The organism is Paracoccus sp. S1E-3 (genome assembly GCF_013868135.1).
In the GTDB taxonomy this organism is placed as follows: Bacteria; Pseudomonadota; Alphaproteobacteria; order Rhodobacterales; family Rhodobacteraceae; genus Paracoccus.
Genome location: NZ_JACEMU010000015.1, coordinates 65,996 through 82,777, shown reverse-complemented (window position 1 = coordinate 82,777; position 16,782 = coordinate 65,996). Strand labels below are relative to the sequence as shown.

At 66.9% G+C, this 16,782-nt stretch carries 14 protein-coding genes; 4 read left to right on the top strand and 10 right to left on the bottom strand.

What is annotated here, in order from left to right:
* Positions 1–406: 406 nt before the first annotated feature.
* The 8 genes from H1S04_RS13855 to cobA are packed head-to-tail and all read right to left on the bottom strand — an operon-like array spanning position 407 to position 7,368.
* Positions 407–1,942 carry a nitrite reductase gene (locus tag H1S04_RS13855; RefSeq protein ID WP_181746127.1) on the bottom strand — a complete coding sequence of 512 codons (1,536 nt, stop codon included), beginning with the start codon at positions 1,940–1,942 and terminating at the stop codon, positions 407–409.
* Positions 1,917–3,134 carry a heme d1 biosynthesis radical SAM protein NirJ gene (gene nirJ, locus H1S04_RS13850; protein ID WP_181746126.1) on the bottom strand — a complete coding sequence of 406 codons (1,218 nt, stop codon included), beginning with the start codon at positions 3,132–3,134 and terminating at the stop codon, positions 1,917–1,919. Before nirJ ends, H1S04_RS13855 begins: the two co-directional genes overlap by 26 nt.
* Positions 3,135–3,144: 10 nt before the next feature.
* Positions 3,145–3,627, bottom strand: coding sequence for an AsnC family transcriptional regulator (locus tag H1S04_RS13845; RefSeq protein ID WP_181746125.1), 483 nt, complete (start codon positions 3,625–3,627; stop codon positions 3,145–3,147).
* Positions 3,624–4,103 (bottom strand): Lrp/AsnC family transcriptional regulator, encoded by a 480-nt coding sequence (locus tag H1S04_RS13840; protein WP_181746124.1) that lies wholly within the window; start codon positions 4,101–4,103, stop codon positions 3,624–3,626. Before H1S04_RS13840 ends, H1S04_RS13845 begins: the two co-directional genes overlap by 4 nt.
* Positions 4,100–5,071 (bottom strand): AsnC family transcriptional regulator, encoded by a 972-nt coding sequence (locus H1S04_RS13835; RefSeq protein WP_181746123.1) that lies wholly within the window; start codon positions 5,069–5,071, stop codon positions 4,100–4,102. Before H1S04_RS13835 ends, H1S04_RS13840 begins: the two co-directional genes overlap by 4 nt.
* Positions 5,072–5,073: 2 nt before the next feature.
* Positions 5,074–6,234 (bottom strand): cytochrome D1 domain-containing protein, encoded by a 1,161-nt coding sequence (locus tag H1S04_RS13830; RefSeq protein ID WP_181746122.1) that lies wholly within the window; start codon positions 6,232–6,234, stop codon positions 5,074–5,076.
* Entirely contained in the window at positions 6,231–6,542 is a 312-nt protein-coding gene (locus H1S04_RS13825) for a cytochrome c (protein WP_181746121.1), read from the bottom strand. Before H1S04_RS13825 ends, H1S04_RS13830 begins: the two co-directional genes overlap by 4 nt.
* On the bottom strand, positions 6,535–7,368 hold the full coding sequence (cobA, locus tag H1S04_RS13820; protein WP_255435624.1) for a uroporphyrinogen-III C-methyltransferase: 834 nt from the start codon (positions 7,366–7,368) through the stop codon (positions 6,535–6,537). The genes H1S04_RS13825 and cobA overlap by 8 nt, the downstream gene beginning before the upstream one ends.
* A gap of 1,313 nt (positions 7,369–8,681) precedes the next feature.
* On the opposite strand from cobA, the gene H1S04_RS13815 reads away from it, so the two are divergent.
* The 3 genes from H1S04_RS13815 to H1S04_RS13805 all read left to right on the top strand — a co-directional run bounded on the left by H1S04_RS13815 (position 8,682) and on the right by H1S04_RS13805 (position 12,693).
* Positions 8,682–9,467, top strand: a complete 786-nt coding sequence (locus tag H1S04_RS13815; RefSeq protein WP_181746119.1) for a ThuA domain-containing protein — start codon at positions 8,682–8,684, stop codon at positions 9,465–9,467.
* Positions 9,467–10,522, top strand: a complete 1,056-nt coding sequence (locus tag H1S04_RS13810) for a Gfo/Idh/MocA family protein (RefSeq protein WP_181746118.1) — start codon at positions 9,467–9,469, stop codon at positions 10,520–10,522. The genes H1S04_RS13815 and H1S04_RS13810 overlap by 1 nt, the downstream gene beginning before the upstream one ends.
* A gap of 215 nt (positions 10,523–10,737) precedes the next feature.
* Positions 10,738–12,693: a DEAD/DEAH box helicase gene (locus H1S04_RS13805; RefSeq protein ID WP_181746117.1), complete on the top strand. Its 1,956-nt coding sequence runs from the start codon at positions 10,738–10,740 to the stop codon at positions 12,691–12,693.
* A 74-nt stretch (positions 12,694–12,767) separates the two neighbouring features.
* On the opposite strand, the gene H1S04_RS13800 is transcribed toward H1S04_RS13805, so the two are convergent.
* On the bottom strand, positions 12,768–14,081 hold the full coding sequence (locus H1S04_RS13800; protein WP_220185240.1) for a dicarboxylate/amino acid:cation symporter: 1,314 nt from the start codon (positions 14,079–14,081) through the stop codon (positions 12,768–12,770).
* 65 nt (positions 14,082–14,146) lie between these two features.
* On the bottom strand, positions 14,147–15,562 hold the full coding sequence (locus H1S04_RS13795; protein ID WP_181746116.1) for an aspartate ammonia-lyase: 1,416 nt from the start codon (positions 15,560–15,562) through the stop codon (positions 14,147–14,149).
* Between the two features lie 224 nt (positions 15,563–15,786).
* Between H1S04_RS13795 and H1S04_RS13790 the strand changes: the two genes are divergently transcribed.
* Positions 15,787–16,692, top strand: a complete 906-nt coding sequence (locus H1S04_RS13790; protein WP_181746115.1) for a LysR substrate-binding domain-containing protein — start codon at positions 15,787–15,789, stop codon at positions 16,690–16,692.
* Positions 16,693–16,782 lie beyond the last annotated feature (90 nt).

Genomic DNA, 16,782 nt, shown 5'->3' with positions numbered 1-16,782 from the left:
GGGCGCCAAGCGTCTTTTTTCTGTCAGTTGCATGACACAGCACGCGTCTGGAGAAGTCCAGCCTTGCCGCGCAAGCCTGCAGAGCGCCTGCAAAATATCGCCGGCTGGCCTCCGTTTGGATCAGACATCGCGGGGGTGAACTGGCCGCGGGCGAGGAGAGGTCGCGCCCCTGCGGCCCGCTGGACCATGATGGAAAATCCTGTCTGGCGCAGGCGGTGCATCCTCACATGGCGCGACGGGAAAGGTCGGTGCGCGTCACAGGCGCCGATCGACTGCACCCGGATTGTTCTTCAGCAGCCCCGAACGGGTTCGAAGGGCCGTCGCACGACACGCGGAAGCCCCAAAGGGCCTTCCCGTGATCCTCGGGGCTGGCAGGCCCAGCGATGCGGTCCCGCGACGGCGCAAGCTAGTGGCTGGTGCCATCCTCGAAGGTGATCTTGTTCCAGACGTTATACTTGCCCGAGGGCTTTTTCATCGGCAGTCGCTTCACCTCCCGCAGGGTCTGCGCGTCATAGACCACCACCGCGCCCTCGTCCTCCCACAGGGAAACCAGCACATGGCTGCCATCGCGCGTGAATTCGGCATGGGCGAAGGTTTGGCCGGGGAATGGCGCCAGCGTGGTCACGATTTCCAGCGTCTGCTTGTCGATGACATGCATCTCGTCCCTGTGCGGCCCGAAGAAGACATCGGCCCAGACATAGGGGCTGTTGTCATGGCTGCGCAGGAAGAAGCCCGGCCCGTCGGTCCTGATCTGGCTGACCAGTCTCCAGTCCTCCATGTCGATGACGGACAGCACGCCCTCGTTCAGATGCGGCGTGGCCATGACCTTGCGGCCATCCCGATCCCACGTGATGCCCGAACCGAGATGCGGCATGCCGGGCAAGGGCAGTTCCGCAATCTCGCGTCCCAGATCGAGGTTGACGACAACGCCCTTGTCGCCCTGTCGGTTGGTGCCGATAAGGTTGCGGTAATCAGGGGTGAAGAAGAAATCGTCCAGGGGTTCTTCCGTCTGGATGCGGCGGCGGGCGAACAGGCCCGGTGCGGCGCCGGGCACCTCCTTGAGGCCCGTCGCGGGAACGAAGCCGTCACGGACGGCTCCCGTTGCGGGGTCAGTGGCGACCTCCCAGATCTCGGGCGCGTCCTTCAGCGCCAGCACGAAGGATTTGCGTGATGGCGCCTGATAGACCGCCGAGACACGGCTTTCCGTGCCGTCCCGCGCGGTGACGGGAACCGCTTGGGCGACGGACAGGTCATCCGTCGACAGCACGCTCAGGCTGGCCGGCAGATAGTTCGCCACGGCCAGCCACCTGCCGTCCTGGCTGATGGCGATGTTGCGGCTGTTCAGGCCGGCGCGGATGCGGCCAACCTCCTGCAGGGACCAGATGTCGTATTTCTGCACCCAGCCGTCGCGCGACATGATGAAGACGAAGCGGCCGTCGGGGGTGAATTTCGGGCCACCGTGGACGGCGAAAGGGGTCGCGAAGCGGTCCAGAACGGCGAAACTGTCGCCGTCCAGCACGCTGACATGATGATCGCCGGTTTCCACCACCAGCGTGATGTTCATCGGATCGCCGGTGAAAACGGGTTCCGGCGCGGGCCGATAATCCGGGTTCATCCGGCGGCTCCCGGCCATCTGCTGGGCGGACCAAAGCGGGGCCTCGGCCAGCGGCGCCTGGAGGTAATCCGCCAGCGCCGCGATCCGGTCGCCCGTAAGCTGATCGGCGAAACCCGCCATCTGGGTCGCGGGGCGCCCCTCGGCGATGATGGCTTCGATTCCCCTCAACCGCGCCAGTGTCTCCGGGATCAGCGCCGGGCCGGTGCCACCCAACCGGTCCTCGCCATGGCAGGCGGCGCAATTCGCGGCGTAATCGGCAGCCGCATCGGCCTGCGCGAGCAGCGGGAACGCGGCCAGAAAACTAAAGGAAACGATGCGCCGGATCATGGCTCTTGCCTCGGAATGGAGTGACGGAAACGCGGTTCAGATCGGCATCGGCGACGCCGATCTCGGCGGCCGAAAGATAGCAGGCGGGATCTTCCGCCCAGGGGTCGCCGGTCAACTGCAGGGCGCGGATGCGGGTATTGCCGCCGCAGACCGCCTTGTAGGCACAGGCCCCGCAGCGGCCTTTCAGCGGGCGCGGGCGGGTGCGCAGCGTGGTGAGGATCGGGTCATCGCCGGGCCAGATCTGCGAAAACGGGCGCTCCTTGACCGATCCGGCGGTGTAGTCCGACCAGTAGGTATCGGGATGCACACGGCCTTGCGGGTCGATATTGCCGACCCCCAGCCCCGAGGAATTGCCGCCCCAGGCCTCCAGATGGTCGCGCAGATGGGTGACGGTGGCGGCGTCGAAACGGCCCTCGGCCCAGCGCAGGAAATAGACCGCATCGGCGTCATTATTGCCGGTGACGACCTCGAAAGCCTCTCCCGCCGCGACCGCAGACCAGGCGCGGTCGATCAGAAGGTCCATGGCGCGGCGGGTATGGCCGTGATCGGTATCCTCACCCCGGTGCTTGTCGCCCCGGCCCGCATAGACCAGATGCGAGAGGTAAAACTTGTCCACGCCTTCATCCCGGCACAGGTCCAGCATGGCGGGCAGATGGTGCGCATTGCCATCGGTGATGGTGAAACGCAGTCCCACCTTGACGCCCCGCGCCTTGCAGGCCCGCACGCCCGCCAGCGCGTCGGCGAAGGCGCCATCTACGCCCCGGAACCAGTCATTCACCGCGCCGATCCCATCGAGCGAGATGCCCACATAGTCAAAGCCCAGTTCGGCCAGCCGGTCGACATTCCCGCCATTGATCTTGGTGCCGTTCGTCGACAGCGACAGGTGGCGGAAGTTCAGGCGGCGGGCCTCCTCGGCCAGTTCCCAGAAATCGAAGCGCGACATCGGCTCTCCGCCCGACAGGATCAGCGCCGGGATGCGGAAATCCGACAGGTCACGCAGCGCCGCCATCGCCTGTTCGTGCGTCAGTTCGCCCGGAAAGGGGCGATCGGCCGAGACGGTATAGCAGTGGCGGCATTTCAGGTTGCAGCTGCGGGTCAGGTTCCAGATCACGACCGGCTTGACCGGGCCGGAACGGCGGCGGGCCGGGGTCGGATCATTGATCTGGTGCATGTATTGGGTCAGGCGAAACATGGGGCCTCCGTCAGCCGTCCTGCAGCCGCAGGCCGGTCTTTTTCAGGATCCGGGTGGAATAGAGGATGTCGTCGGCACGGCAGGCCCCCCCGAGGATCGCGCGGACCTGCGCCCGCTTCGTCTCGACCTCGGCCCGGCTGGTCCCGTGCAGCATTGCGAACAGGTTATAGCGCCAGACCGGCGCGCGCGGCCGCAGGTAGCAATGGGTGACGAAATCAAGCGCCCCGATCCGTGCGCCGAGGGTCGTGGCCTGCCGGTCCACCACGTCCCAGACGCTCATCCCGTTGGCGGTCATCCCCAGCGCGTAATGGTTCGGCGCGATGGCGATTCGGCGGACGATGCCGCGATCCTGAAGCGCGGCGAGGCGGGCGATCACCTCGGCCTCGGTCAGCATCAGCCAGGTGGCGATCTGCGCATAGGGGCGCGCGGTCAGCGGCAGCCCCGCCTGCGTGGCCTTGATGAGACGGCGATCGGTCGGGTCCAGCACGCTCATGCCGTCACCCGGAAACCGATGAAGAACTCCTGAAGCTTGGGGAATTGCCAGACTGTCAAGCCGGTTTCGGCCGCGATCCGGGCGGCGGTCGTGGCGATGCCCTCGGGCGTGGGCGTGGCCAGCACGAACCACATGTTCAAGGCGTGGTCACGGGCATAGTTATGCGCGACCTCGGGGTGGCTGTTGACCATCCCGGCGATGCGGTCGGCATCCTCCTCCGGGACGGACAGCGCGCACAGGCAGAAGGCCCCGCCCATGGCGGCAGCGTCGAAGAAGGGACCGAAGCGGGTGATGGCGCCGATGTCGCGCAGGCGGGTCAGCCGGGCAATCAGTTCCGCGCCGCTGAGGCCAAGCGCGGCGCCGGCATCGTCGAAAGGCTGCGGCGTCAGCGGAAATCCGTCCTGCAACGTGTTCAAGATGGCGCGGTCGCAGGCATCCAGCGCGTCTTCGGGCAGGGTCTGGCGCAGGCGGGTCATGCGGCGACCTCGGTGATGGTCGCCCCGCGCTGGCGGAAGCAACGGGTGGAAAACAGGATACGATGGGGCACGCCGGCCAGTTCCGGCAGCGCGCGGGCGAGATCCAACACCGCCATCGCCTCGGGCCGGGTGCGTGCGTGGATCATGCAGAACAGCGGCCAGTCCCAGACCCCCGGCACCTGGCGGCGCTGATAACACAGCGTCACGCCGGGCACGGCCGCCAGCGCGCCGCCGGCTGCGGGGATCGCGGCTTCGGGCAATTGCCAGACTACCATGGCATTCTCGCGCCATCCGAGCGCCCGGTGTTTCACGATCACGCCCACGCGGGTCAGCAGCCGCGCCCGCACCAGCGCGGCGATGCGCGACAGCACCTCCGCTTCGCTGCGGTTCTGGTCACGGGCAAGCGTCGCGAAGGGCGCGGGTTCCAGCGCCAGGCCCGAGGACAGCGCCTGCATCAGCCCCGCATCGCCGGGCCGCATCGCGCCCAGATCGGTCGGCAGGGCGAGGGCCATGCTGCGCCGCGGCCCGCGCAATGGAAAGCCGAGGTCGATATTGAAGGCCCGGACCAGCGGCAGCGACAGGACCGACAGGCAGGTGGCGGCTTCAATCCGCGCCAGGCTTTCGGCCAGCCTGCCCGCATCGGGCGCAGTGGCCACGAACCACAGATTCCAGTCATCTTCGCGCAGATAGGAATGGTTCACCCCAGACTCGGCATTGACCCGTGCGGCAACATCGTCGATCCGCTGCGGGGGCACCTGCAACGCCGCGAGCGTCGAGGCCGCCGCCGTATTCGGCCGACAGGTTGCCCCCACCCGCGCGATCCGGCCCGCTTCGCGCAAGCGGCGCAAACGGGCGATGACCTCGGCTTCGCTGGTGCGAAGCTGCCTGGCCATCGCGGCGAAGGGGCGCGGGATCAGCGGCAGATCACGCTGGAAATCGTCCAGAAGGCGCAGATCCAGCTCATCCATGCTCACAACCCCATCCGATGGGCGCGATCGGTAAAGAAGATGCCCGAAGGCGCCTGGGCGGGAATCTCGGCCAGCAGCGCGCGGGTGCGGGCATCGCGGATCTCGACCCGGTTCTCGTCGCGGATGGACAGCCAGACCTCGCGGCCGCGCGGGGTGAATTCCATATGCAGCACGCCCTTGCCGGGGGTCAGGGTATCGATGACCTCACGGCTGAGCACATCGACGATCTGCACCTTGTCATTGTCGGGCGGGGCGAAATTCACCCAGACCTCGCGCTTGTCGGGGCGCGCCAGCGCGAAGACCGGCTGACCGGCCAGATCGGTGCGGGCGATCTCGGTCAGGTCAGCGGCATCGACCCAGAGCAGCTGATGCAGCCCCACGGCAGGCAGCGCGAAAACGCCGTCGGCCAGCGTCCAGCCCTGCAGATGCGGCATCTTGTAGACCGGCAGATCCGGCTGGTCACGGCCGTAATCGGCCAGGAAACGTGTGACCTTTGGCGGGTCCTGCCACAGGTCGATGGCGGTCAGCCCCTTCTCGCCGAACAGGCCGACGATATAGGTGCGCCCGTCGCCGGTAAGCAGCGCGTCATAAGGGTTGGCGCCGATGCCTTCCAGCCTTGTGATCACAGGCTTCGCTGGATCGGCCGAATGGTCCAGCAGCCAGACCTCGCCGGTGTCCCAGGTGGCGACGGCGAAGCGGCGGCCGGGCACATCGGCGATGCCCACGGTCTTCGACCCCATCGGGATGTCGGCGACCAGATCCAGCGTCCCGGCGTCGAAGACCTTCACCCCGCCGGGGTCATAATTCGATACCGCGACCAGCCTGCCATCGTCCGAGATTGCGCCACCGATGGAATTGCCCGCCTGTACCACACGCTTGACCACGGCGCGGGTCAGCAGATCAACCTTTGTCAGGCCGCCGTCGCGGCCGAAGACAAAGGCGAACCGTCCATCCGGCGCATAGACCAGACTGGCATGCGAGAGGTCGCCCAAGCCCTTGATCCGGCCAATGACGGCACGTTCGCTGTGGTCCACCACCAGAAGCGAGCCGGCCTCGCGTTCCACCACCAGTCCCAGATCGCCGGTGCCGCGCAGATCATCCGCCAAAGCCGGAAAGGCCAGCATCACAGCGGCACATATCGCGACGAGAGGATTGAATTTCATGGCATTTCCTTTTGCAGAAGATAGTCGGCGATCCAGCGCGCCTCCTCCTCGGTCAGCAGCGCGCGCCAACCGGGCATGGCGCTGCCGGGCAGCCCGTCGAGGATCAGCGCCGCCAGATCGTCGGGAGCGCGGCCCGCAAGCGCCTGCGCCGTGATCGGGCTGCCGAGCCCCCCGGTCCGGCGCAGTCCGTGACAGGACCCGCAATCCTGCCGCACCATGTGGCGCAGTTCGGCTGCCCGCGCGGGTGCGACCTCGGCCGCCTGGGCGGGCAGCGCCAGCGCCAGCAGGAATGCCGCCAGCCTAGCCATGCGGGACCCGCAGTTCGGCTGGTGCGGGGACCGAGACCGGCGGGTCGGCGTCCTCGGCCAAAGCGGCGACGTGACCGATGAGGAACAGCATCGGCGCCGGCATCGGATTGTCGCGGACCATTCCGGCGATGCTGCCGAGATCGCCGCGCAGGTGCCGCTCTCGCGGGGTCGAGGCCTGCGAAACCGCCAGCACCGGCAGGTCGGCCGGCATGCCATGGGCGATCAGCCGCGTGGCGATCTCCGCCATATTGGCCGCGCCCATATAGACTGCGAGCGTGGTCCGCGGATCGGCCAGCGACGCCCAGTCGAGATCCAGCGGTGCGCCCCGCGCCCGGTGCCCGGTGACATAGCGCAGCCCCGTGGACCAGCGGCGATGCGTCAGCGGCAGGCGCAGTACGGCCGCCGCCCCCTGCGCGGCCGTGATGCCGGGCGTATAGTCGCAGGGAATACCGGCGGCGGTCAGGGCCGCGAATTCCTCGCCGCCGCGCCCGAAGATGGTCGGATCACCACCTTTCAGCCGGGCGACAGTCAGTCCCGCCCGCCCCAGCTCGACGAGGATTTCATTGATGCGCTCCTGCGGAACGGGGTGGAAGCCCGCTGCCTTGCCGACAGCGACGCGACGGGTCCGGGCCGGAATACAGGCCAGAATCTCGTCGGCCACCAACCGGTCATGGACCACCACATCGGCGGACTGGATCAGCCGCAGCGCGCGCAGCGTCAGCAGGTCGGGATCACCCGGCCCCGCACCGATCAGGTGGACATGGCCCGGCGCAGGGGACCCGTCGGCGGGGGCCGCGCGGCGGGTCGGCTGTCGGCTGTCCTTCATTGCTCGCTCCATGCTGACGGCTGCCGGACGGGGGCTCACTGCGCTGCGCCGGTGGCCCCGGCGCGCGGAGCGGCGAGAGAGGTCGGACGACTGTTCGCTGCCTCGAGGCGGGATCTTGCGTGTGGTGACCGGTCGTTCATCGGGCAATCCTGTTCTGCTGGATCATCTGTCCCGGTCTTGCCTGAAAATCGCCGCCGCCGCTTTGACGTTGGTCAACAGGCCCCGGTCAAAGCGTCACGACACGCGCGCGCCATGACGCTGCACGCCCGCACAAGGGGTGCGGCGAAATCGTGCGTGGATGTGCGCGGCACCCCGCTCCCCGGCGGACAGCGCCCAATAGCTGCGATCAGACAGCGCCCTTGATCGAGGACAGGCTGGGGCGTCGTCGAAGCGGCGACTGAAGGAATGGCCGTGGCCCCGGCGATGAGGACAGCCAGACTGGCGCGACGGAAAAAACCGGTGGGCATGACGATTCGTGATCTCCTGACTGTAAGAACGACCCCGCGCCCGGCCCTTCCAAGCCCTGCTCGGGCAAAGCTCGACTTGGAAACCGGGGCCACCCAAGCAGGACTTGCGGCCCCCCGCCGACAGGCCATCCGGCGCCCGGACAGGTTTCGGATGTGAGGGAGCGGCACGGCCAGGATGAAGGACATGGCAAGGACAACAGGACGCTCGGTCACCCGCAGCCTCGACGCGCTTGATGATATCCCACCGATCGTCGCCATCATCTGGCGAATGCCAGACGCGCGGCGCATCACCGATATGACCGACATGCCGACCTCAGCCGGGCGGCCGCCGAGATCTGTCGGTGATCGCTCGCGGGAACCTGATCGACCTCGACGAACTCGCCTGTGGGGCAGCGTGATCGGCCTTGCCGTTCGCCATTATCACGGCGCAGGTCAGCCCGTCTATCCGGCAACATGCCTCGGTCTGAGGGGAGGAGCGTTCACGATGTGGGCCCGTCTTCCGAAGAGCATTGCCTTTCATCTGCCAATAGTGGCCATTCGCGTTCCTCACGGGATTTCCGTTCTTCCATGCGATCCTCGGCCTGCACGTCACGATCCGGGGCTGACCCGCTTCCTGCACGGCCTTCCGGTCGGGATCCGGGACGCCGCCACGGTCGCAGCAGGACATGCCGCTGCGGGTGCAGGCGCGGCTGCAAACTGCGACGTTGCCTCATGCGACGGAAAATGTGACGACGATCCATGTCGTCCACGACCAGGGGAAGGCGATGACGATGGCCAACCGTATCGCGTCCTGCGCGGTCTCATACCGGGCAGGACCACTCCGAAACCGCGCGAAAGGAAAAGCAGATGACCATCCGTGTGACCGTCTTTGGCGAAAACGTTCATGAACAGAAAAACAGGGTCGTCGCCTCGATCTATCCCCAGGGGATGCACCAGACCATTGCCGATGCGTTGAACGCGGACCCCGCGCTCAGCGCCGAGACAGTGACGCTGCAGCAGCCCGAGCATGGGCTGACCGCCGACAAGCTGGCCGAAACCGATGTGCTGTTCTGGTGGGGCCACGCTGCGCATGGCGATGTCGAGGACGCCGTTGTCGAGCGCATCGTAAATGCCGTCTGGTCAGGCATGGGCATGGTCTTCCTGCACTCCGCACATTTTTCGAAGCCCTTCAAACGCCTGATGGGCACGCCCTGCAACCTGACCTGGCGCGAGGCGGGCGAGCGTGAGCGGCTGTGGCTGACATCGGTCAACCATCCCATCGCGGCGGAACTGCCCAACCATTTCGAGCTGGAGAACGAGGAAATGTATGGCGAGCCCTTCGGCGTCCCCGAACCCCTCGAAACCGTCTTCGTCAGCTGGTTCGCGGGCGGCGAGGTCTTCCGCTCGGGCCTGACCTACAAGCGCGGCGCGGGGAATGTCTTCTACTTCCGCCCCGGCCACGAAACCTATCCGACCTATCACGACGCCAATGTCCAGACGGTGCTGAAGAACGCCGCCAGATGGGCCTATAACCCGGCACCGCGTATCGCCGATCCCAGCGCCGCGCCCAATGTCCCGGTGAAGGACGCGCTGGAGCCGATCGAGGAACGTGGCCCGCGCCTGCATCAGGACGGCGAGGAAGGGTATCGCTGATGGACGGAATCCGGCTTCTCATCCTCGGCACCGGTGGCATGGCGCGCAATCATGCCGAAGCCTTCGGTCAGATCCCCGGCGTCGAGATCGTGGGCGGCGTCGACACCCGCCCGGCCCAGCTGGACGCTTTTCGTGCTGATTTCGGCATCCCCCGCGGCTTCGCCTCGCTGGACGCGGCGCTTGACTGGGGGCAGTTCGACGCCGTCACCAATGTGACCCCCGACGCTGCCCATCATCCCACCACCATGCCGCTCTTGGCGGCGGGCAAACATGTGCTGTGCGAAAAGCCTCTGGCCACCAATGCCGCCGAAGCGTGGCAGATGGCCGATGCCGCGCGGGCGGCGGGCGTGGTGAATATGGTCAACCTCAGCTATCGCAACGTGCCGGCGCTGCAGGAGGGCGCCCGGATGGTGCGTGACGGCGCCATCGGCACCGTCCGCCATTTCGAGGCCTCCTATCTGCAAAGCTGGCTGACCCAGCCCGCCTGGGGCGAATGGCGCAGCGAAGGCCAGTGGCTGTGGCGGCTGTCCAAGGCGCATGGCTCCAAGGGCGTCTTGGGCGATGTGGGCATCCACATTCTCGACTTCGCCACCTTCGTCGCCGGTCTGGACGTGGCCGAGATCTCGGCCCGGCTGGCGACCTTCGACAAGGCGCCGGGCGGCCGGATCGGCGACTATGTGCTGGATGCCAACGATTCCGTCACCATGCAGATGCGGCTGCGCAATGGCGCGCTTGGCACGGTCGCGGCGACACGCTTTGCCAGCGGCCATCTGAACGATCTGCGCCTGCGCATCTACGGCGATCTCGGCGGGATGGAGGTCAGCTTCGAGGGCGGCGTCAGCCGGCTGCGCGCCAGCCTCGCCGCCGATCTGCAATCGGCCAGCTGGCATGAGATCGAGACCCCGGACGTGATCCCGATCTATGCGCGCTTCATCGCCGCCATCCGTGGCGAGGACGCGGCAGACCCGGACTTCGCCCGCGGCGCAGCGCTGCAGACCCTGCTGGACCGGGCCGAGGAATCGGACCGCGAGGGCGGCCGCAGCCTGACGGTTTGACCTCGATCCGGTCGCGGCCCTGCGGCGCGGCTGCCGCGCAGCCGCGACCTGCGCGGGCTTTTTCCGGCGATTTGCCTCGAATCCGCTTTGACTTTGTGCCGGTGGGACGATACTGCGGCGGATCGGCTGTTCTGGGATGCGCGTGGGTTTTGGGTCGCGCGCCAACGGGACCGGGCCGCTCATCCGGGCCGCGGCCCCATTTCCAGGCAGAAGAAATGACCAATACTGACATCGCAGCGCCACTGGCTGCGGCCTTGGCCGAGCGAGGCTACGACTCTCTGACCGCCGTGCAGCAGGCGGTTCTGGCCCCCGATGCACAGGGCCGCGACCTGCTGGTCTCGGCCCAGACCGGCTCGGGCAAGACGGTGGCCTTCGGGATCGCCACCGCCCCCGACCTGTTGGGCGAAAACGACAACCTGCCCGAAGGCACGGCGCCCCTCGCGCTGGTGATCGCGCCGACGCGCGAACTGGCCCTGCAGGTCGCATCCGAACTCGGCTGGCTATATGCCGCGACCGGCGCCCAGATTGCCACCTGCGTGGGCGGCATGGATTATCGCACCGAACGCCGCGCGCTGGCGCGTGGCGCGCAGATCGTCGTGGGCACCCCCGGCCGGTTGCGCGACCATATCGAGCGCGGCTCGCTGGATCTGGCCGATCTGCGCGTGGCGGTGCTGGACGAAGCCGACGAGATGCTGGATCTGGGTTTTCGCGAGGATCTGGAATTCATCCTCGAATCCGCGCCCGAGACCCGGCGCACGCTGATGTTCTCGGCCACGGTGCCCAATGCGATCGAAAAGCTGGCCCGCGACTTCCAGCGCGACGCCCTGCGCGTCGCCGCCATGGGCGAGGCGCGCCAGCATGGCGACATCGCCTATCGCGCGCTGTCGGTCGCCGCCCGTGATCGCGAAAACGCCATCTTCAACCTGCTGCGCTATTATGAGGCGCAGACCGCCATCATCTTCTGCAAGACCCGCGCCAATGTGAACCACTTGCTGGCGCGCATGGGCAATCGCGGTTTTCGCGTGGTGGCGCTGTCAGGCGAGCTGTCCCAGCAGGAACGCACCCACGCGCTGCAGGCCCTGCGCGACGGCCGCGCCCGCGTCTGCATCGCCACCGATGTGGCCGCGCGCGGCATCGACCTGCCGGGGCTGGAACTGGTGATCCATGCCGATCTGCCGACCAATTCGGAAACGCTTCTGCACCGCTCGGGCCGGACGGGGCGTGCGGGCGCCAAGGGGGTCTCGGCGCTGATCGTGCCGCCCTCGGAAAACAAGAAGGCGCAGCGCCTGCTGGCGGGGGCGAAGGTCGTGGCCGAATGGGGTCAGGCGCCGTCCGCCGACGAGGTCAGCGCCCGCGACGATGTGCGGATGCTCGACCATCCGGCGCTGAAAACCTCGCTTGAGGACATGACCATCGCCAATGATCTGCTGGCGCGGGTGGGACCGGAACAGATCGCCGCCGCCTTCGTGCAGCTGTGGCGCGAAGGCCGGCCGCCGCCGGAAGAACTGACCGACACCGCCACGCCGTCCGCCGCGACCCCGCGCGCCCCGCGCGAATTCGGCGATTCCGTCTGGTTCCAGCTTTCGGTCGGCCATACCGGGCGGGCCGAAGCGCGCTGGCTGCTGCCGAAAATCTGCGAGGCGGGCAATATCACCCGCGACGCCATCGGCGCGATCCGCATCCGCGAGAACGAAAGCTACGTCCAGATCGCCACCGCCGACGCCCCCCGCTTCGGCGAGGCCTATGAGATCGAGCCGGGCCTGATGATGACCCGGATGCATAGCGAGCCGTCGCTGGACAGCAGCAGGCGCGAACCGCGCCCGAACTCGCGCCCGTCGAAACCGGCGCGGGATTTCAAGGCCGGGCAGCGCCGCACCATCGGTGATGAGCCTTCGAAGCCCCGCTGGACGCCGAAGGGCGATCCCGACGGCACCGCCGAAGCGCCGCGCGAAAAGGTCCGCTGGACCGCCGCACAGAAAAGCGCCAAGGCCAAAGCGGCGGCTTCGGACGGCGCCCCGGCCAAAGCGGCGAAATTCGGCGGCAAGCCCGCCGGCAAGCCCAAGGCGAAAAGCTGGGGCACCGACAAACCCGCCGGCAAACCCGCCGGCAAACCGGCGAAATTCGGGGCCAGGCCCGGCGCCGCGCCGCGCAAGCCCAAGGGTCGCGGCTGACATCGGCGCCAAATGAAAGACGGCCCGCAACCGATTGGTTTGCGGGCCGTTTTGTCTGGTAAGGAGATGCGGCGCTAGTCCTGCCGCAATGCCTTCAGCGTAGGCGAGTCCATGACATGGGGGGTGTCATAGGCCTGCTGGTCAAGCTCGCCCTCGCTTTTCGCCACCACCACGGCCACCGCGCAATCGCCGGTCACGTTCAGCGCCGTGCGCGCCATGTCGAGAATCCGGTCGATGCCCGCGATCACCGCGACACCTTCCAGCGGCAGCCCGACCGAGGCCAGCACCAGCGACAGCATGATCACCCCTGCCCCCGGCACCCCCGCGGTCCCGATCGAGGCCAGCGTTGCCGTCAGGATGATCGTCAGGTAATCGGTGCCGCTGAGGTCGATCCCGAAGGCCTGCGCCACAAACAGCGCACAGACCCCCTGATAGAGCGCCGTTCCGTCCATGTTGATGGTCGCGCCCAGGGGCAGCACAAAGCTGGAAATCCCGCGCGGCACGCCCAGATTCTTTTCCGCCGCCGTCATCGATACCGCCAGCGTGCCCGAACTGGAGGTCGAGGTGAAGGCCACCATGGCGGGTTCGAATACGCCCTGAAAGAAGCGTAGCGGGTTCAGCCGCGCCAGCAGCCGGACCATGCCGCCATAGACCAGCAGGGCGTGGATGACGCAGCCCAGATAGACCGCGAAGATCACCTTGCCCAGGGGCAGCAGCATGTCGATGCCGTAACTTCCCGCCACCCAGACCATCAGCGCGAAGACACCGTAAGGCGCGAAAGCGATGACGATGGCGGTAAGTTTATAGATCACCTCGGACAGCGATTCGAAGAAGTCACGGACCGGCGCGGCCTTCTCGCCCGCCAAGTTGATCGCGATGCCGAACAGGATCGCGAAGACGATGATCTGCAGGACATTGCCATCGACCGCCGCGGCGATCGGGTTGGTCGGGATCAGATCGACGATGATCTGGACCACGCTCGGCGCAGCCTCGGCTTCGACGGCGCTGGCGGCGGCGGACATGTCGATGCCGGCGCCCGGCTGCAGCAGGATTCCCAGCGCAAGACCGATGGTGATGGCGATGGCGGTGGTGAACAGATACAACACCACCGTCTTCAGCCCGACCCGGCCCATCTTGCCCAGATCCTGCATCGACATCATGCCGACCACCAGCGACACGAAGATGAGCGGCACGATCAGCATCTTGATCGCGTTCACAAACATGGTGCCGATCGGCTTGATCGCCAGTGCGATATCGGCATGGCCGGTCTGATTCAGCGCGATCCCCAGGGCCGCGCCGAGCGCCAGCGCGATGAATATCTGCTTCCACAGCATCATCCCGCGCCAGCGCCCCCAGAGACCGCGCGGTTTCACGGTGTCTTCGGTCATATTTCCCCTCCCTCAGGGTGAATGCTGCGGCGCAGGACTGCGCCGCCCTCCTGCATTCGTGGTGATTATGACGCCTTCGCGCGCAGCGCCTGCGGACCCAGCACTACATCGGGCAGGAAGGCCGCGTCCAGGTCGGCCTCGCTGACGCCGCCGACAATGGCCGCTGCCTCACGGATGGTCAGACCCAGCGCATGCGCGGTCTTGGCGATCTTGGCGGCCTTCTCATAGCCGATCCTGGGCGCCAGCGCAGTGGCGAAGATCAGGCTTCCGTCCAGAAGCTGGGCGCAGCGGACCTCGTCGGCGCGGATGCCGCTGACGCAGCGGTCGGTCAGCACCTGCATGGCGCGCGTCAGCATACGCATGGATTCCAGCACCTTGAAGATGATGACCGGCTCCATCGCGTTCAGTTGCAGCTGGCCGGCCTCGGCGGCCATGGTGACGGTCATGTCGTTGCCCACGACCTGATAGGCGACCTGGTTGACCACCTCGGGGATGACCGGGTTGATTTTGCCCGGCATGATCGACGATCCCGCCTGAACCGGCGGCAGGATGATCTCGCCGATCCCGGCGCGCGGACCGCTGGACAGCAGTCGCAGGTCGTTGCTGATCTTCGACAGCTTCACCGCGATGCGTTTCAGCACGCCCGAGAAGGTGATGAAGGCGCCCAGATCCGACGAGGCCTCGATCAGGTCGGAGGCCCCGACCAGCGGATAGCCCGAGACCGCCGCAAGGTTTTCCACCGCTGCCGCCGCGTAGCCATCGGGCGAGTTGATGCCGGTGCCGACTGCGGTGCCGCCGAGGTTCACCTCCATCAGCAGGCGCGACAGCTGCTCCAGCCGGTCGATATCCTCGTTCACGGTGGTCGCGAAAGAGGCGAATTCCGATCCCAGCGTGATCGGCACCGCGTCCTGCAGCTGGGTGCGGCCGACCTTCATCACATGCCCGAACTCGCGGGCCTTGATGGCGAAAGCGTCGCGCAGCCGGCGCTGTTCGGCGGCCAGATCGACACATTTGGCCAGCACCGCCAGCCGGATGGCGGTCGGATAGACATCATTGGTCGATTGCGAGCGGTTGACGTGGTCATTCGGATGCAGATGCGCGTAGTCGCCATAATCATGGCCCAGCTTGGCCAGCCCCAGATTGGCGATGACCTCGTTGGTGTTCATGTTGGTCGAGGTGCCGGCGCCACCCTGCACCATGTCGACAACGAAGCTGTCATGGTGCTGACCGCCGATGATCTCGTCGCAGACCTCGATGATGGTCGCGGCAAGGGCCGGGTTCAGTTCGCCCAGATCGCGGTTGGCCATCGCGGCGGCCTTCTTGACCATCGCCAGCGCCCGGACCAGTTCGGGGAAGTGGTTCAGCCCGACCCCGGTGATCGGGAAATTGTCCAACGCCCGCTGCGTATGGACGCCATAAAGGGCATCGGCGGGCAGTTGCATCTCGCCCAGCGAGTCATGTTCGGTGCGCATCTCGGTCATTGGTCAATCCTCTCCCATCCGGCGGAATCGCGTCCTGCCGGCCCATGAATGCATCGGTCGTCAATCTCGGCCTCGGGGGGCGGAACAGTTCTGCCCGGCCCGGCTGGCGGTTCCCTAGCAAACCGGAATCGCGATTCCCAATGCCATCCGCGAATGCGTTATGCAAAAATTGCATGACAACGCGAATCGCCCGCATTTGTGGACTGCGCTGAGGGGGGCCGGGGATGGAAATCAACTGGATCGAAGATTTCATGGTGCTGGCGGTCACCCGAAACTTCTCGCGCGCGGCGGAAACCCGCAATGTCAGCCAGCCCGCCTTCAGCCGCCGCATCCGCAATCTGGAATATTGGGTGGGCGCGCCGCTGCTGGATCGCAGCGTCTTTCCCATCGCCCTGACCCCGGCGGGCGAGGCCTTCCGCAAACGCGCCGAAGACGTGCTGCGCAGCCTGCAATATGCGCGCGAGGAGGCCCGCGGCATGGTCGCCCGCCCCGACGAGGTCATTAGCTTCGCCGCGCTGCACACGCTGGGGATCAATTTCTTCCCGCGCTGGCTGGCCGGGATCGAGGCGGCGCTCGGCAAGCAGAAAACCCGCGTCGTGCCCGACAACCTGTCGGGCTGTGTCGAGGCGCTGATCTCGGGCAGCTGCGACGCGATGCTGTGCTACAGCCATCCGGGCGTGCAGATGTCGCTGGACAGCGCCAGCTTCCCCTCGGTCGAACTGGCGCAGGACCGCATCGTGCCGGTCAGCGCGCCCGATGCGCAGGGACGCCCGCGCCACGATCTGGGCGGCTCCGGGCCGGTGCCCTATCTGTGCTATTCGCCCGAAAGCTTCCTCGGCCGGCTGGTTCAGCCCCTGGTCGAGGCCCATGGGCTGAACCAGCGGCTGATCTTTCATTATGAAAACTCCATGGCCGAGGCGCTGAAGCCTGCCGCACTTGCCGGCGCGGGCGTGGCATGGCTGCCCGAACTGGCAATCCGTGACGAGTTGGCGCAGGGCACATTGCTGCCGGTCGGGCCACCCGAATTCGGTCTGCAGGTCGCGGTCAGGCTTTACCGGATGCGCACCCCCGCCAGCGCCGAAATGGACCGGCTCTGGGCGCATGCCGCGGCTGCGGCTGCTGGGGGCTGATCACGCTGCCGTGGGACGGATCGACTGGACGGCGCGGCCTGTGCTGATTAACTGCAAGGTCACACGGCCGCAGCCCAACTGCCGCCGCCC